Annotated in this window: 14 protein-coding genes; 1 reads left to right on the forward strand and 13 read right to left on the reverse strand. The window is 43.9% G+C overall.

Going from position 1 to position 17,211, the window contains the following annotated elements:
* Positions 1–6: 6 nt before the first annotated feature.
* From QVO88_RS04330 to QVO88_RS04395, 13 genes are all read right to left on the reverse strand, one after another.
* Positions 7–1,125 carry a class I SAM-dependent RNA methyltransferase gene (locus QVO88_RS04330; RefSeq protein WP_022287301.1) on the reverse strand — a complete coding sequence of 373 codons (1,119 nt, stop codon included), beginning with the start codon at positions 1,123–1,125 and terminating at the stop codon, positions 7–9.
* Positions 1,126–1,174: 49 nt separating this feature from the next.
* The gene (locus tag QVO88_RS04335; protein WP_022287302.1) at positions 1,175–3,397 is read right to left on the reverse strand and encodes a transglycosylase domain-containing protein; all 2,223 of its coding nucleotides are present in this window, start codon (positions 3,395–3,397) and stop codon (positions 1,175–1,177) included.
* A gap of 179 nt (positions 3,398–3,576) precedes the next feature.
* Positions 3,577–5,535 carry a bifunctional 4-hydroxy-3-methylbut-2-enyl diphosphate reductase/30S ribosomal protein S1 gene (locus tag QVO88_RS04340; RefSeq protein ID WP_022287303.1) on the reverse strand — a complete coding sequence of 653 codons (1,959 nt, stop codon included), beginning with the start codon at positions 5,533–5,535 and terminating at the stop codon, positions 3,577–3,579.
* Entirely contained in the window at positions 5,536–6,867 is a 1,332-nt protein-coding gene (gene cmk, locus QVO88_RS12295) for a (d)CMP kinase (RefSeq protein WP_022287304.1), read from the reverse strand.
* A 12-nt stretch (positions 6,868–6,879) separates the two neighbouring features.
* Positions 6,880–8,115, reverse strand: a complete 1,236-nt coding sequence (locus QVO88_RS04355) for an NAD(P)/FAD-dependent oxidoreductase (RefSeq protein ID WP_022287305.1) — start codon at positions 8,113–8,115, stop codon at positions 6,880–6,882.
* Entirely contained in the window at positions 8,112–8,984 is an 873-nt protein-coding gene (locus tag QVO88_RS04360; RefSeq protein ID WP_022287306.1) for a MurR/RpiR family transcriptional regulator, read from the reverse strand. Before QVO88_RS04360 ends, QVO88_RS04355 begins: the two co-directional genes overlap by 4 nt.
* A gap of 26 nt (positions 8,985–9,010) precedes the next feature.
* On the reverse strand, positions 9,011–9,226 hold the full coding sequence (locus tag QVO88_RS04365) for a DUF3006 domain-containing protein (protein ID WP_022287307.1): 216 nt from the start codon (positions 9,224–9,226) through the stop codon (positions 9,011–9,013).
* A 1-nt stretch (position 9,227) separates the two neighbouring features.
* On the reverse strand, positions 9,228–10,169 hold the full coding sequence (locus tag QVO88_RS04370) for a ComEC/Rec2 family competence protein (RefSeq protein WP_022287308.1): 942 nt from the start codon (positions 10,167–10,169) through the stop codon (positions 9,228–9,230).
* Between the two features lie 20 nt (positions 10,170–10,189).
* Positions 10,190–12,781: a DNA translocase FtsK gene (locus tag QVO88_RS04375; protein ID WP_022287309.1), complete on the reverse strand. Its 2,592-nt coding sequence runs from the start codon at positions 12,779–12,781 to the stop codon at positions 10,190–10,192.
* Between the two features lie 135 nt (positions 12,782–12,916).
* Positions 12,917–13,783, reverse strand: coding sequence for an undecaprenyl-diphosphate phosphatase (locus QVO88_RS04380; protein WP_022287310.1), 867 nt, complete (start codon positions 13,781–13,783; stop codon positions 12,917–12,919).
* Between the two features lie 27 nt (positions 13,784–13,810).
* The gene (locus QVO88_RS04385) at positions 13,811–13,945 is read right to left on the reverse strand and encodes a hypothetical protein (RefSeq protein ID WP_022287311.1); all 135 of its coding nucleotides are present in this window, start codon (positions 13,943–13,945) and stop codon (positions 13,811–13,813) included.
* Positions 13,917–14,585, reverse strand: a complete 669-nt coding sequence (locus QVO88_RS04390; protein WP_081856029.1) for a ClpP family protease — start codon at positions 14,583–14,585, stop codon at positions 13,917–13,919. The genes QVO88_RS04385 and QVO88_RS04390 overlap by 29 nt, the downstream gene beginning before the upstream one ends.
* A gap of 268 nt (positions 14,586–14,853) precedes the next feature.
* A complete protein-coding gene (locus QVO88_RS04395) occupies positions 14,854–15,972 on the reverse strand; it encodes a hypothetical protein (RefSeq protein ID WP_022287313.1) in 1,119 nt (372 codons plus the stop codon).
* 272 nt (positions 15,973–16,244) lie between these two features.
* On the opposite strand from QVO88_RS04395, the gene QVO88_RS04400 reads away from it, so the two are divergent.
* Positions 16,245–17,211 (forward strand): adenylosuccinate synthetase (locus tag QVO88_RS04400; protein WP_288177774.1); only part of this gene is annotated, 967 nt, incomplete at its 3' end.

Consider the following 17,211-nt stretch of genomic DNA (forward strand, 5'->3'; position numbering starts at 1 on the left):
CGCACCTCACTTGAAATACATATACAGATTACATTTTATCATGCCGTTGTAAAGCTTGCGCTTTTTGTCAGCCTTTTTGCCGAAAAACACCTCAAACTCCTCATGTGGGGAGATTATATAGCATGGGTTCTCCTTTGACGGGCAAAGTCTTTGTCCCATTTTCTTATAAAGCTCCTCGGCTTCCTTTATTTCAAGCATACGCTCGCCATATGGGGGATTAACAATTGTTATTGAACCCTCTATCTGGCTGTATTTTGAGATATCCTGCTGTTTTACTGTAAGCTTTGAGCCTACTCCTGCCTTTTTAGCGTTGTTTCTTGTAAGCTCAACCGCCATATCATCAACATCAAAGCCAAATGCCTTGAATGCACCCTGCCTGTCAATAGCGTCCATAGCCTCGGCTCTTGCATTGCGCCACGCTGTTTCAGGTATCTGTGACCACTGCTCTGCCGCAAAATTTCTTCTCAGACCAGGTGCAACTTTCAGTGCCTTGTATGCCGACTCAATAAGAAATGTACCTGAACCACACATAGGATCCACCACAACTGAGTCCGCACGAACTCTTGCAAGGTCAACTATACCTGCGGCAAGTGTTTCCTTGATAGGTGCGTCGTTGGAATTTCTTCTGTAGCCACGCTTGTGAAGTCCTACACCTGATGTATCAAGATAGATAGTCGCAATGTCCTTATGGATAGCAAACTGTATCTGATGTTTCGCCGCAGTTTCCTCAAAATAGCTTATGCCATAGGCTTTTTCAAGTCTTTTAACGCAGGCTTTTTTGATTATCTTCTGACAATCAGGGATAGAATGAAGCTTTGAATTAAGGGCATGACCCTTAACAGGGAAAGCGTCTTCCCTGCCGATAAAGTTCTCCAGCGGAAGATTCATAACACCGTCAAAAAGCTGTTCAAAGCTTTCTGCTCTAAAGCTGCCAAGCTCGATAAGTACACGCTCTCCTGTGGCGATCCAAAGATTTGCCTTTGCAAGCACGTCAAAGCCACCTTCAAAGCTTATCTTGCCGTCAGTTGTGGTAAGATTTTCACCGCCTATCTTTTTTATCTCATATGCAAGCACGCTTTCAAGCCCGAAATGGCATGGAACGCACATTCGCAGTTTATTTTCCATAATGATTTCCTTTCAAAAAAGCCTCCATAGAGTTATGGAGGCTTTAATTTTAATGATTTCCGCTACAATACTCAGGCTCGTTGGATTTCTTGTAATATCCAGTTGCCGTGCTATAGCATGAATTTGACGCAAGCTTACCTGTCTTTGTGCAGTAGGTGAGCTTTTCAACTGTATCAGGCATTTTGAAAGTCTTGTCAAATGACTTATGCTTCTCATTCTCAGCGATATCACCAAAAACGTTCTTCCAAATCGCACCGATATTCTGATACTCGTTCGTAGGGATAGTGGCAGGGTTTTCATAACCTATCCAGATACCTGAAACGTAGTCAGGAGTACAGCCTACAAATGAGAGGTCAAACCAGTCAGATGAAGTACCTGTCTTACCGACAAGGTCAGTATTGTTTAGCTTAGCATATCTACCAGTACCGTCCTGCTGAGTTATAACATTCTGCATCATTCTGTTCATAACGTAAGCGGTAGACTCGCTGATAGCCTGCTTGTATCCGTCGCTCTTTTCATAGATAGCGTTTCCGTCAGCGTCCTCTACCTTTGAAACGTAGGTAACGTCATACTTCTTACCGCCATTGCCGAATATCATATAAGCACCCACAAGCTCCTCAAGCTTAGTACCATTTGTAAGACCGCCGACAGTTACTGGTGAATAGTCAGCGTCGGAGTCTGCAAGCGTAGTGATGTCAAGCTTTTCCTTAAGGAAGTTATAGGAATAAGCAGGTGTCATTTTTTTGATAAGCTGTGCAGGAAGCGTATTAAGCGACCTTGTGAGCATTTCTACAGTTGTAAGCTGCTGATAAGACCAGTTTGCACTGTCGCCTGTTTCAGAATAGTTTACAGGCCACTTTTGGTCCTTGCCCTTTACCTTAATAGTGATAGGCTCATCAGTGAACAGGGTTGACCATGTCATAAGATCCTGATCCAGCGCTGGAGCGTATGACGCAATAGGCTTGATACAAGAACCTGGTGAACGTTTGGCATCAGTAGCAATATTATAAACTCTCGACTCCTTTTTCTTATCACGTCCGCCGACGATAGCCTTAACGTTGCCTTGGTAGTCCATAGCGATAAAGCCTGACCACAGAGTATCGTCCTTTTTGTTCATTTCATAGGTGGTGAAATTACTTTGCTTCTGCATTTCTTTTTCCACCTTCTTCTGCATACTTCTGTCAACAGTGGTATATGCAGTAAATCCGCCGTCATAAAGTCTTGCGGAAGCGTCATCCCATGAAATGCCATAATAGTCAGCGATTATCTGTATAGTCTGATTGATAGCAGCGTCCATGAAATAAGATGTCGGACCCTGATCTTTTGTTTCGTCCTCATAGATAGTTGAGCTTGTGTAGGTTATATCGCCTGTTATTTTAAGCTCATAGTTGAGGGCTTCGTTATATTCCTGCTCAGAAATTGCACCGTTATCGAGCATATGATCAAGCGTATACTTCTGTCTGAGCTTGTTGTTTTTCATATTATCATATGGGTTGTTTGCAGCAGGCCAGCTTGTCATACCCGCAAGTGAAGCTGCCTCAGCAAGGTTAAGATCCTTTACGTCCTTGCCAAAATAGAAGTTTGCAGCAGCCTGAACTCCGATGATATCATACTCCTGAGTTGTCAGTGGCACAAGGTTAAGATAGCTTTGGAGGATATCTTCCTTTGTGTAGGTCTTTTCCACGTTGATAGAACGGAAGATCTCTCGTATCTTACGCTCGATACCATGGATAGAATCTCTGGAGTCATCACCCGTGATGTTCTTGATAGTCTGCTGAGTGATAGTCGAACCACCTATCTGTCTGCCGCCGTATATCGGTATGAATACATTGACAAATGAAGCGAACGTTCTCTTGAAGTCAACGCCGTCATGAGAATAAAATCTCTCGTCCTCGGTGTACACAAAAGCGTCCTGAACATACTGAGGGATATCCTCAAGATCAGCCCATACAACGTGCTTATTGCTGTTTTTCAGAGCATAATAAAGGTCATACTCCTGTGAATCCTCATCATCTTCATCATAGTCAGGGTTGACAGACAAAAATCTCGAAATGTTGCTTGTTTCCGTCTTGTCAAGACTGATAGTTGTTGTGGTATCTGCAAAGTTAAGAACGTAAATAGTCAGAACTGTTGCAAATATAGAACAGGTGATAATGAGTATCAGGAATATCGACAGCAAAGCTGTGCCTAATATTTTGAGAACTCTGACAGCAGGATTAGTGGATCTTTTCTTTTTGCGTTTTTTCACTGCCGTGTTTTTTATTTCATCCATAAATTTAACCTTTCGTCTTTATTTGATCTGATATTATTATACCACATACGAATCAAAAAGTTAAGTCTTTTCGGTAAATCTTTAGTTTTTTCTAAGGATTTTTTGGCAGAACAAAGCTGCCGTTATTTCATTGAAAATAAAAAACGAGGGCGATCACTCGCCCCCATGAATTTTATTGCTTATTCAGCGTCCTCAGAAGCCTCGTCATCAGCAGGAAGCAAAGCTCTCATAGACAGGCTGATCCTCTTCTTGTCGAGATCGATCTCTGTGATCTGGCAATCAACTACCTGACCTACAGAAAGGATATCTGCAACATTGTTTACTCTCTGGTTAGCGATCTGAGAGATGTGGATAAGACCGTCGATACCGTCAATGATCTGTGCAAAAGCACCAAAGCTTGTGATAGAAACAACAGTAGCCTTAACTACCTGACCTACCTCATAGTTAGCCTTGAAGATCTCCCATGGATTCTCTGAAGCCTTCTTATATGTCAATGAAACCTTCTTTGTTTCGCTGTCGATATCCTTGATAGTAACAGTGATCTTATCGCCAACGGAAACAACGTCTGAAGGGTGCTTGATCCTGTTCCAAGAAAGATCCATTCTTCTAATAAGGCCGTCAACACCACCGAGATCTACGAATACGCCGTAATCTGTGATAGACTTAACTGTACCCTCTACCTCAGAACCGATCTGAGCTGTCTCAAAGAACTTAGCCTGAGCTGCTGCTCTTTCCTCTCTTGCTACTGCACGGATAGAACCAACTGCTCTCTGCTTAGCCTCGTTTACCTCAAGGATCTTGAAGCTTACTGACTGCTTGAGCAGATCGTTAAGATCGAAATCTCTTCTTGGAGCTGCCTGTGAAGCAGGGATAAATACCTTAACACCGTTAGCTGATACGAGTACACCGCCCTTAACAACGTTTGTAACTGTACCTGTAAGTGTAGCGTCAGCTTCCTTAGCCTCAACTATCTTCTGGAAACCAAGAACTGCGTCAACCTTCTTCTTAGAAAGTGTAACGATACCCTCCTGGTCATTTGTCTTAAGAACGATCAGATCGATCTTGTCGCCTACCTTTACGATATCCTCTGGCTTCTTAGTAGGATCATCTGTAAGTTCAGATGCAGGAATATAGCCTGTGTGCTTTGTTCCGATATCTACGGCTACTTCACCGTTATTGATATCGGTGACAACGCCCTCAACCTTCATTCCCGTATGTATTTTTTTCAGAGTCTTTTCCAGTTCCTCCTCAAAATTAAATTCTTCGTCAACATTGTTCAACATTTCACTCATGGTCTGTTGTACCTCCTTGATTATATAAGCCGGCGTCGATGCACCAGCAGAAATCCCGATAAATTTTGCACCTGATAAGTCAATATCACATGCCCTCAGTCCTTCGGCGTCCTCCACAAGCCAACATTTGCAATATTCATCGCATATGGCTTTAAGCTTGTGAGTATTGGAGCTGTGCAGCCCTCCGACTATTATCATTATGTCGGCAGCCTTCGCAAGCTCCGCCGCCTCCTTCTGTCTTTCAGAAGTGGCACTGCATATGGTGTTATACACCACAGCCTCAGGCAGATACCTCTCAAAAAGCTCTTCGCACTTTCTCCACATATTCTTATTATACGTTGTCTGAGCCAGAATTGCAACCTTTTTTGACGAAAAATCTTTCTCTTTCACCAAATTTTCAAAATCGTCACATGAACTGAACACATAACTCTCTCCGCTGCAATGACCTCTTATACCCATTATTTCCGGGTGAGCCTCATCACCTGCGATAAGAATAACGTATCCCTCGCCCGATTTTTCGGCTGCTATCTTGTGTATCCTTGCCACAAAGGGACAGGTAGCGTCAATTACTTCCGCACCTACCTTTGCAAGCTTTTCATACACGTCCAGTCCAACTCCGTGGGATCTGATAACAACTGTCTGGTCTTTCGTGACCTTATCCACATCGGTGGAGTAAACTCCTTTTGCTTCAAGGTCAGAAACTACGTTTGGATTGTGAATGATTGGGCCTAACGTTACAACATTATTTCGGTTATCTAATTCATTATACACTATTTTTACGGCTCTGTCTACACCAAAACAGAAACCTGCGGTCTTTGCAACGCAAATTTTACACTTTGTTAACATTTAATGTACCAGCTCCGTGATATTTTTCATGATCTCGTTCTTGATAGTCCTAAGAGAATGAGGGTCGGTAGCTGTAACGCCTATCTCGCCAGGCACTATAGGCTTGCCAAATCTTACAACTACACGCTTTCTGAATTTGAGCTTGCCCTCGAAATTGATACCAACAGGGACCACAGGCACCTGAGCCACAGCCGCCACCAATGCAACGCCTGTTTTGCCCTTTCCTACCTTGCCGTCCTTTGAACGTGTTCCCTCAGGGAAGATGACAAGGTTTCTGCCCTTTTCAAGCTTTTCGATAGATGTATCTATTACCTGAGTGTCGCCCTTTCCTCTTGTAACAGGGAATGCTCCGAACGCTTTTATAAGCAGAGTGAAGAACACATTCTGATGAAAAAGCTCCTCCTTAGCCATATAAGACAGCGGCACTTTTGTTGGCAGTGCGATAAAAACAGGGTCCTGATAGCTTCTGTGGTTTGAAGCGAATATATTCCCGCCGTCCTTTGGGATATTTTCCGTACCCTCGAAAGTGATGTTAAAATACAGATGATAAAGTCCGATAACGATATATCTCAGCACTGTGTACCAAAACATATGGAAATGACCAAGCCTGTGTTCTTTTTTCACAGGTCTGACAGGCATTATCTCTTTTATCTTACGCTCTTTTTTTTTAGTCTTGTCAGTTATTACCTTGTAGATAGCCTCAACAGACTCTTCAAGAGTCAACTCAGTAGAATCCACCTCAACGGCGTCCTCAGCCTTTTTGAGAGGAGCTATCTCTCTGTGAGTATCGTTATAGTCACGCTGGATTATATCCTGCAATACCTCGTCATATGTAGACTTGTCGCCCTTTTCCTGAAGTTCCTTGAAACGTCTTTCTGCTCTTGCCTCAGGAGCGGCTGTGAGGAATATCTTCACTTCAGCGTTTGGCAAAACCACAGTGCCGATATCTCTGCCGTCCATGATGATGTTGTTTTCCTTTGCGATATTCTTCTGAAGTTCAAGCAGAAATTCTCTTACCTCAGGTATAGCAGACACCTTTGACGCACCCATGGATATCTCAGGCGTTCTTATTTTGTCTGAAACGTCCTCGTCATTGAGCATTACTCTTTGCCCTGCTTCTGTGTAGCAAAGCTTTATGGATATCTCACCAAGAAGGGGTTTTATCTGCTCAGGGTCAGAAAGGTCTGCACCCTTGCTTATAACATAATAAGCTATAGAGCGGTACATCGCACCTGTGTCTACATATACATATTCAAGCTTTTTCGCTACCGCCTTTGCGATAGTGGACTTTCCTGCTCCGGAAGGTCCGTCGAGAGCCACGTTTATTCCCATATCAAAATCTCCTTATCCTATTTTATCCGCACAGCTATACGCCGTGGAAAACGCTATCTGCAAATTAAAACCGCCTGTATAAGCGTCAACGTCAAGCACCTCACCGATAAAGTAAAGTCCTTTACACAGCTTTGACTCCATTGACCGTGGGTCTATCTGCGAAACATCAACTCCTCCACGAGTGATTATAGCCTCCTCCACAGGACGCATACACTTCACTGTGAACGTTAGCTTTTTCACTGTGGAAACAAGCCTTTCACGCTCCTCACGGGTTATCTGATTGACCTTTTTCTCAGGATCGATGCCGCACCTTTTTATTATAAGGGGTATTATCTTCGAGGGCAGCAGCTTACCCAGTGAATTCTGAAAATCTCTGTTTGGAAAATCACCGAAATCACGAAGTATCCTGCTGTCAAGCTGTTCATGGCTCAGCGCAGGTTTAAGGTCGATATCCATATAATACCTTGACTTGTTCATATCACCAAGGTGAGCCGAAGCCGAAAGTACAAGCGGTCCGCTCAGACCAAAGTGTGTGAAAAGCATTTCCCCAAGCTCGTGGAAAAGTGGTTTATCTCTGTCCTCTTCACGAAGCGTCAAGGTGCAGTTTCTAAGGGAAAGCCCCATTGCAGAAGCACATTCCTCACGCTCATAAGTGACTACAGGGCAAAGTGACGGAGTTATTGCCGTGACCTTATGCCCCACAGACTTGGCAAGCTTATAGCCGTCGCCTGTTGAGCCTGTCCGTGGATAGGACTTTCCGCCAGTTGCAACGATAACGCTGTCTGCGTAATAATCCCCATGCTCGCATTTAAAGCCCTCTGCTCTGCCATCCTTTATGATAAGCTCTTTTACCTCATCGTCGATAAACTGCACACCACTGTCCTCACAGGCTTTCACAAGTGCTTTTACGATATCCTTTGCGTTGTCGCTCACAGGGAACACCCTGTTGCCACGCTCAGTTTTAAGCTCCACACCAAGACACTCAAAAAAGCTCATAACGTCCTCAGGTGCAAATCTGCTCAGTGCTGAATACATGAACTTGCTGTTGCGTGGGATATTTTTCATAACAGTGTCAGCGGTACAGTTGTTTGTGACGTTACACCTGCCCTTGCCTGTTATCATGAGTTTTCTGCCCTGACAGCCGCTATGCTCGATAACAGCAACGCTCTTTCCACGCCAGCCAAGCTGAACTGCGCAGAACATTCCTGCCGCACCTGCGCCTGCTATAACTGCGTCAAATCTTCTCACTGTGTATCTTCCTCGCTTTTTGCGTAAACATCATACTCAGCCCATACCTTTTCAAGACGTTCAAAGGTCTGGGACACTCTGTCGATATTTCTTATGGATACCGCAACGATAAGTGCATTTATAAGGCTCAGCGGTGCAACGAGAGAGTCAACGAACGAAGCCATATCGCTTCTTGCAAGAAGCAGGCTGTCTGCATACTTTGCGATAGGCGAAGCCTTTGAGTCTGTTATAGCTATAACGTTCGCACCGTTGCTCTTTGCATACTTCAAAGCCTTGACAGTCTGCTTTGAATACCTCGGGAAAGATATGCCTATCATGGCGTCCTTTTCGTCTATTCTCATTATCTTTTCAAAAAGCTCGGAAGTAGTCGTACTCTGAACAAGCTTTACATGTGGGAAAATAAGTCCAAGATAATAAGCAAGGAACGAAGCGATAGAAGCTGCACTTCTCGTACCCATTATGTAAAGGGTATTGCAGGATACGATAGTGTCAACGGCATTGTTAAAGTCCTCCTTTGAGGTTTCCTCCAAAGTACGCCTTATCTTGTCGATGTCGAGGTTGAGTACCCTTTCAAGCACGTTGTCACTGCTCATAAGGTCGGAAGTGACCTCTATTCTCTGAACAGTTGTAAGCTTGTTTCTCATAAGCTCCTGCAAGCCTTTTTGAAGGGCAGGATAGCCGTCATAGCCAAGCTCCGAGGCAAATCTTACCACCGTTGATTCGCTGACGCCCACGGTTTTTCCAAGCTTCTGAGCCGTCATAAAAGCCGCTTTGTCATAGTGGGAGAGAATGTAGTTCGCAATAAGCTTGTGTCCCTTTGATAAGCCTGAAAGCTTTTCATTGATAAGCGTAAATAAATCTTTTTCCATTTCTATCTATACCTTTCAGCATATATTTAAGCCCACAGATCCTCCTGTAGGGCGAGTATCCTTTTTCTTCTTGCTTCTGTTTTGTCCTTATCTGGGATATAAACGCCGTCCTTTAAGATAAGCACGTCACCCTCGTGAACGTCTTTTGTTCCAGAAAGCGGTATATCCTTTTTTTCTCCCTGCTCAGTTTCGCACACGGCATAGCCGTTTTCTATCCTGTCAACTATAAAAATCTCTTCCATATCACTTTTCTCCCTTTTCAGCAGAAACGCTCAACCCCTCGCCATCTGAGCTGAAAACTATCGTTCCCACATCTGCAGTGACATACAAATGGGAAGCATATTTTTTCAGCCTTGTGACAGTTTCCTCGTGTGGGTGACCATACTTGTTGCCCTTACCGCAGGATATAACAGCATATCTCGGCATGACCTTGTTAAGAAAATCGACCCCCGAAGAAGTGGAACTGCCATGATGACCTGCTTTAAGCACCTTTGCAGAAACGTCATAACCCTGAGAAAGTATATCTTTCTCCTCAGTGGTCTCGCAATCCCCCGTGATAAGAAAGCTGTTCTCACCGTCTGTTATCTTCACAAGTGTGGAATAGTTATTAAGATCATCATAATCCTTTTTGGGTGTGAAAAGCTTCACCTTACAGCTTCCAAGCTCAAATTCCATAGGCTTTGCCTGTGTTATCTTCAAGCCCTTTGCCTTTATGCTTTTGAGCATTTTCTCATATATCGTTGTGGTGGGCGTCATATCAGCCTTGACTTTCGGCATAATGAATTTATCCACCTGAAACTGGTCTATTATCTCGCTCATTTCACCAATATGGTCAGCGTGAGGGTGGGTGGCAATGAGATATTTTAACTCTGTCACTCCCTGCTTTTCAAGATATTTTTCTATTTTATTGCTGTCATCTTTATCGCCGCTGTCAATGAGCATAGCCTCGCCTTGTGATATCACAAGGGTGCTGTCGCCCTGACCAACATCGATAAAATGCACCTCTGTCTGAGCGTGTTCCGCCGGCTTGTCCTCAACGCCTGCCTTGATAAGCAAGTTGTCGAAAGAAACTAACCCTGTCAGGTCAAGCACTGTAAAAAGCAGCACCACAAAAACCGCTATGAGCGTTACCGCCTTTTTAAGCGGTGCTGTCGAATTTTTCTTTTTCGCAGATCTGCCTGCCATGTTATCCCTTTCCGCCTGAGCTATCTTCTTGCCTGCATTTCAGCCCATTCTTCTTTTGTTATGTTTATCTTTCGTGCCTTAGAGCCTTCCTGTGGTCCTATTATGCCCATTTCCTCTATCTCGTCCATGATACGGGCGGCTCTAGGGAAACCGAGCTTTAGCTTTCTCTGCAAGAACGCGGTGGAAGCGTTATTTGTCTGCACAATTATGGATATTGCCTGATTTACAAGGTCATCATCAGGATTTACGGAAACATTATCGCTGCCTGCCGAACCGCTGTCCTTTGGCTGTGGAGTATTCTCCTCCACCTCTGCGATAACTTCGTCGCTATATTCTGCGGTATGCTCGTTCTTGAGGAAGTTTACAACCTCTCTTATCTCAGAAGTCGCTGCATAGCCGCTCTGCATTCTTATAGGCTTTTTAACGCCAACAGGCTTATAAAGCAGGTCACCGTTTCCAAGAAGCTTCTCTGCACCGCTTTCATCAAGTATAACTCGTGAGTCAACGTTGCTGGATACACTGAGAGAAACTCTCGATGGGATATTTGACTTGATAAGTCCTGTCAACACGTCCGCCCTAGGGGACTGTGTTGCGATTATCATATGTATTCCTGCCGCACGAGCGAGCTGTGCAAGTCTTAAAACTGAATCCTCTACCTCGCTTCTCGCAGCCATCATAAGATCGGCGAACTCATCGACCACAATAACTATCTGTGGCAGCAGGTCGATCTTTGCACGGACTTCGTCCTGCTCCTCGGCAGGCTTATTGCGTTCTTCAAGAACCATGTCGTTAAACTCCTGCAAGTTCTTTACATTGTTCGCCTCGAACATAAGATAACGCTTGTTCATTTCATTTACCGCCCATCCAAGCGCACCAGCCGCCTTTAAAGGCTCGGTAACAACAGGGATAAGCAAATGAGGTATCTTATTATAAATAGGAAACTCGACTTTCTTAGGGTCGATAAGAATAAGCTTTACTTCGTCAGGCGACGCATGGTAAAGTATAGAAAGTATGATAGAGTTTGTAAAAACAGACTTACCTGAACCTGTTGTACCTGCAACGAGCATATGCGGCATTTTGGCGATATCGCCGATAATGATATTACCCTCGATATCCTTGCCCACTGCAAAGGTAAGCTTGCCCTTTGCCTTTCTGTATTCCTCGCTGTCGATAAGCTCACGGAGAGAAACCGTATCTCTATGATCGTTCGGCACTTCTATGCCTATGCACGCCTTGCCCGGCACAGGAGCTTCGATACGAACGCTCATTGCCGCGAGGTTAAGTGCGATATCGTCTGCAAGACCCGTTATCTTCGACACTCTTACGCCTGCTGCAGGCTGAAGCTCATATCTTGTAACGGACGGACCTCTATGTATGCCCACGATCCTTGTTTTAGCGCCATATGTTTCAAGCGTTTCCACAAGCTTCGCAGATTTCTCTTGTATCTCCTGCTGGACTATCTCGGAAGCCACAGGATTTTTAGCATATTTGAGTATATCCACAGGCGGATAAACGTAAGCGGATATTTTATTATCTTTCTCAAAGAACGTTGTCTGACCGTTCTTATCAACATTCACTACTGGTGGCTTAACAGGCTCGTCCTTGGACTTCTTTTCTTCTCTGCTGTCGCCTATGGCGTTTTCTATTATCTTTTTAAGCTCCTCATTATCGGTAGTCTTAGCCGTTTCTTCAAGCTTTTCATGTGTTATCACAGGAGCTTTCACAGGGTGGACCGGCATATCTATCTTTGAAGCGTCTACCTTGTCGGTAGCTTCTTCCGCCTCTGCAACAGGCACAAAGGCTTCCGCCGCAGTATCAGGGCCATCATCAGGATAGAATTTTGCAATATCAACCCTACCATTACGCCTTGGCTCCTTCTTCTCTCTTGGAGGCTTCGGAGGCTGAGCCGCACGCTCGATACGCTCCTCGTTCACCGCTTCATAGCTCTTTATAAAAGGCTTTGAAACTGCCTTTAGAAGCTGCGGAAGCGTAACATTTGTAAGCAGCATTATAAAAGTGAACGCCACAAGCACGATAACGATACCTGCGCCAACTCTCTTGAAAAGCGAAAGCAAAGGCCAGCCAAGCAATGCGCTTGCAAGTCCGCCGCCACGGAGCTGTTTTCCATCATTGAAAAGCCCCACAAGTTTGAGCCAGAACGAACTTCCGTCCACAGAGCCCACTTGGATTATCTGAGCCATGCCGCTTATAAGAAGCATAAGAACGCTTCCCTCCACCACCTTCGCTATGACCTTGTTGTGTGTCACATCTGAAGCTATCATAAGTGCAACATAGATTATCATAGGTGCAAACAGAAATACTGTCACGCCGAAAAGTCCTCGGTTCAGCTCATGGAGCCATTTCCACAAGCCGTCCCCCTCCACGAACGTGATAAGCAATTCAAGTATGCCAAAAAAGAAAAGTATGTAAGACCAGAAGCGTCTGTTCTCTCTTTCTCTCACTGCTGTCATGGAATTTGACTGTGGCGGCTTGCTCTGAGGCTTTTGCTGTTTTGTATTCTTTTTTGCAGCTTGCGCAGGCTTTTGTGCGGGCTTTTTCTTTGCCGCTGTCTGCTTTGGCGCAGGCTTTGAGCCTTTCTTTTGAGCTGCCATTTATTTTACCATTCCTTTCGGTATTTGTCTTATTTAAGCAAATAAAGGCAAAATGTTATTTGCCTTTATAACCCACAAAAAAGCCTGAAAACAGAATTTCAAGCTTTTTCACAGAAACTGTATTATCTTATGTCATTACTTTGCAAAGGATATAGGGTGACCCATGCACATCTCGATAAATGAGATAACAAGGACTATGACGCCAAGCACAAGGGTATAATAAGCAAACACCTTGAATTTATCCGTTTTAACGAGCCAGTTTACAAGCTTGATAGCACAAAGTCCCACAAATGCGGCTACTACAAATCCAACTGCACAGCTAACCCAATCTATATCAGCACGTGTTGAAACTGCGTCCTTGACTTCAAGCAGACAGCTCATAAGTATAACAGGTATGCCCAGAATGAAAGAATACTTTACCGATGTTTCTCTGGTCATGCCTGAGAAAAGTCCCGCTGAGATAGTCGAGCCTGATCTTGAAACGCCAGGCAACAGTGCAACTCCCTGAAAAAGTCCGACCGTTATTGCGTCTTTATAAGCTATATCGCCCTGAGTCTTTTTACCCTTTACACAACGATCTGACATAAAAAGTATCGCCGATGTATAAAGGAAACAAAGACCCTCTGCGAAAATGCTTGAATCCTCTGCAATGCCCTCAAACCAGCCCTTAAATGGCAGGAACGGCACAAGGCAGAAGCAGGAAACAATTATCATAACTATCATACGCCTTGGAGGATTCATATTTTTAAGAGTGAACTTGCCTGTAAAAATATCCTTTATCATAACGCCAAGCTCTTTTATCATATCCCATATTGTCTTCCTGAAAGCCACAAATACTGCTACCAGCGTGCCAAGGTGAAGTATCGCCGAGAAAAACAAAGCTCCCTCTCCGCTGTTTCCTGTAAAATGCTGATACAGTGAAAGATGTCCTGAACTTGAAACTGGAAGAAACTCCGTCAAGCCCTGAATTATAGCCTGAAAAATCGCATTGATGATACCCATTGCTGTCCTCCGAAATTTTGTTGTTTGTCAGAGATAAAAGCCGTCACGGCTGAGATAATGTGCCGGGTCTGTGTCCACAGCAGTATCATCATCCTCAAACTCTTCTCCGATATCTACGTCAGTCCTGAATACGTCATAAAGGTCGATTATTGTCTGAAACATTTTCAGCTTTCTCCTTTTCAGAACTGTTTTCTATCATATCATAAAGGCAGTCTATCGCCTCGGAAAGCCCTCCGAGCCTGTCGATAAGCCCCTCTTTTACAGCCTGCTCCCCGTCGATAACAGAACCAACGTCCATTACAAGCTCGCCCGTTGACATCATAAGCTCACGGAAACGCTCAGGCTTTATGGCTGAATTATCGCACACAAAGCGAACTATCCTTTCCTGCATTTTGTCAAAATAAGAAAGCGTCTGGGGTACTCCCAGCACAAGCCCGTTCATTCTAACAGGGTGTATAGTCATTGTGGCGCTTGGCACTATAAATGACTTTTTCGCACACACCGCCAACGGCACGCCTATGGAGTGACCTCCGCCCACAACCATTGACACAGTAGGCGTTTTCATACTAGCAATAAGCTCTGCAATGGCAAGTCCTGCTTCCACATCTCCGCCCACAGTGTTGAGGATTATCACAAGACCCTCTATGCTCCTATCCTGCTCGATAGCAACAAGGGCAGGTATGATATGCTCATACTTGGTGGTCTTGTTTTGTGCAGGCAAAATATAATGCCCCTCCACCTGACCGATAATGTTCAGGCAGTGTATAACGTGCTTTGCGTCTGGCAATGTGACAGAACCCATTTCCTTTATCTGCCTTATATCCTCAGCAAGCTTTTCGCTCTCTACATTTTCTTCTTGTTCAGACACTCAGATACCTCCCGTTCTTCATTAGTAACTTTCGTCACAGGAGAAGTATTTGCAGTGTTCATTAAAAATATGCAGGAAAACCGCCACACCTTTAATATAATAGCACAAGTTCTACCTAATGTCAACAACTTGCAAGAGCTAAAAAAACAATTTTTGCAGGAAATTTACGCTATCCTGCAAATTATTTATAAAAAGTTTAAATCTATTTTTGATACTCCTCAGCAAGCACCTGTTCACACCAAAGTATAAGATCTGCGAAATCTTCCTTGTCAAGATAGGAGAAATACTTGTTCACAGCCTCACCCTCAGCAGCTTCTATGGTGTCCGTCAGGCAATAGCCGTCAGAGGAAATAGTTATCTCTGTTTTGGTGTTCTCTTTAAGTCCTAGAGTTATCTGTATAAAATCAAGTCCCGGATCTTTAGACGGAGCCGTCCTGTATGAAGCGTTGCCGAAGCTGTCTATCATTTTCACAAGCTCGTTGTAATCATCATGATCGGCAAGATAGCATTCTCCGTATTCTCCGCCTACTTTCACACAAACCTTTGCATATGCGCCCTCGTAGATATCATAATTATAAAAGTCATCAAAGCAAGCATAGTATATGCCGCCATTCTTTGTGAGCTTATAAAAGCCTTTGTACGCCTTATTTGTATCTATGCTGTCGGCTGATATCTTCTCAACAAAATCCCACTTATCCGAGCCGTCTGATGACACAACATTTTTACCGTCAGGAATCATAAGTGAATAAACTGCGTCCGTGCCGCTGTCATCAGCCTGCGACTCATATGTATAAAGGCTGTCAGCGGAGAATTTCTTATGCTTATAGTCACTTAAATTTCCGTCGCTGTCATATTTCATATACTGCATAGGAGCGTTGCGCTCTTTATCATAAGAAAGCTGTAAAATACCATTGCTCACCACAGTTATTTCAGTGTACTCATCAGCTTCAAGCACAACGTTTCCGGACTTGTCAAGAAGTCCCACTGCTCTGCCGTCACGATAAGTGAAGAAAAGATCTGCAAGAAGCTTTTCACATTTATATCCCTCAAAAGGCTGCTCCTCAACCTCGGCAACATACTGAGTGCTGTCAAAGCTTGTATAAAGCTTTCGTGAAAGCTCGTCAAGGCTTTTTATTTTATTCAGAAACTCCGGAAATTTGTATTCCTTGACCTTCACATTGCTTGGTTGAGCTGAGTCGCTTGTCTTTATCTGCGACACCGCAGACGACTGTGTTGTTTCTTTGTCTTTTTCACAGCCAAACATAGAAATTGTCAGCGTCAATGCAAGCGCAAGAGCCGCACATTGTTTTCTTTTTGTCATCGTTATCCCCTCGTATTTTATTTTGTTATCTCACAGCACGAGCCGTTACACTATATTATAATACACAAATCTGATTTTTGCAAGATATATTAAAACTTTTTATTCTTTATCATAGCAGTATGGTAATACGCTAAATGTTATAAAAGTGTTAAATGTTTAAAAGTGCCTTTACATATAGAATGTTTTGTGCTATAATATTCTAGTGGCAGTATTGATTTTAATAAATATCTGCTACTAATTTTGCTGTTTTATGGCAAGGAGGATAAAATTAAATGGTTAGAGCGATTGTCGGCGCAAACTGGGGCGACGAGGGTAAGGGCAAGCTTACCGATATGCTTGCTGAAAAGTCTGATATAGTAGTAAGATTTCAGGGCGGTGCTAACGCAGGACATACTATTGTAAATCACTACGGAAAGTTCGCTTTGCACACTTTGCCTTCCGGCGTATTCTATGATCACACAACAAATATTATCGGCAACGGTGTTGCACTTAATATCCCTGTATTTTTCAATGAGCTTAAAAAGGTAACTTCCGAAGGCGTTCCAATGCCTAAGATACTTATTTCCGACAGAGCGCAGATGGTAATGCCATATCACGTTCTGTTTGACCAGTACGAAGAGGAAAGACTCGGAAAGGCAAGCTTCGGCTCAACAAAATCGGGTATCGCACCTTTCTATTCTGATAAATATGCAAAGATAGGTTTCCAGGTACAGGAGCTGTTTGACGAAGAGGCTCTCAAGGTAAAGATCAAGAGAGTTCTTGAAACAAAGAACATTCTTCTTGAACATCTCTATCACAAGCCTCCTATCGACGCTGATGAGCTTTTCAACACTCTTATGGAGTATAAGGAAATGGTAGCACCATACGTATGCGACGTATCTGCTTTCCTTTGGAACGCTATCAAAGAGGGCAAGAACGTTCTTCTTGAGGGTCAGCTTGGCTCACTGAAGGATCCTGACCACGGTATCTATCCAATGGTAACATCTTCATCTACACTGGCAGCATACGGTGCTATCGGTGCAGGTATACCTCCTTATGAGATAAAGACTATCGTAACTGTTGTTAAGGCTTATTCTTCCGCAGTTGGTGCAGGTGCATTCATTTCTGAGATATTCGGCGATGAGGCTGACGAGCTGAGAAAGAGAGGCGGCGACGGCGGAGAGTTTGGTGCAACAACAGGCAGACCTAGAAGAATGGGTTGGTTCGACTGCGTTGCAACTAAGTATGGCTGCCGTATCC

This window comes from Ruminococcus sp. CAG:57 (genome assembly GCF_000435935.1).
GTDB classification, from domain to species: domain Bacteria; phylum Bacillota; class Clostridia; order Oscillospirales; family Ruminococcaceae; genus Hominimerdicola; species Hominimerdicola aceti.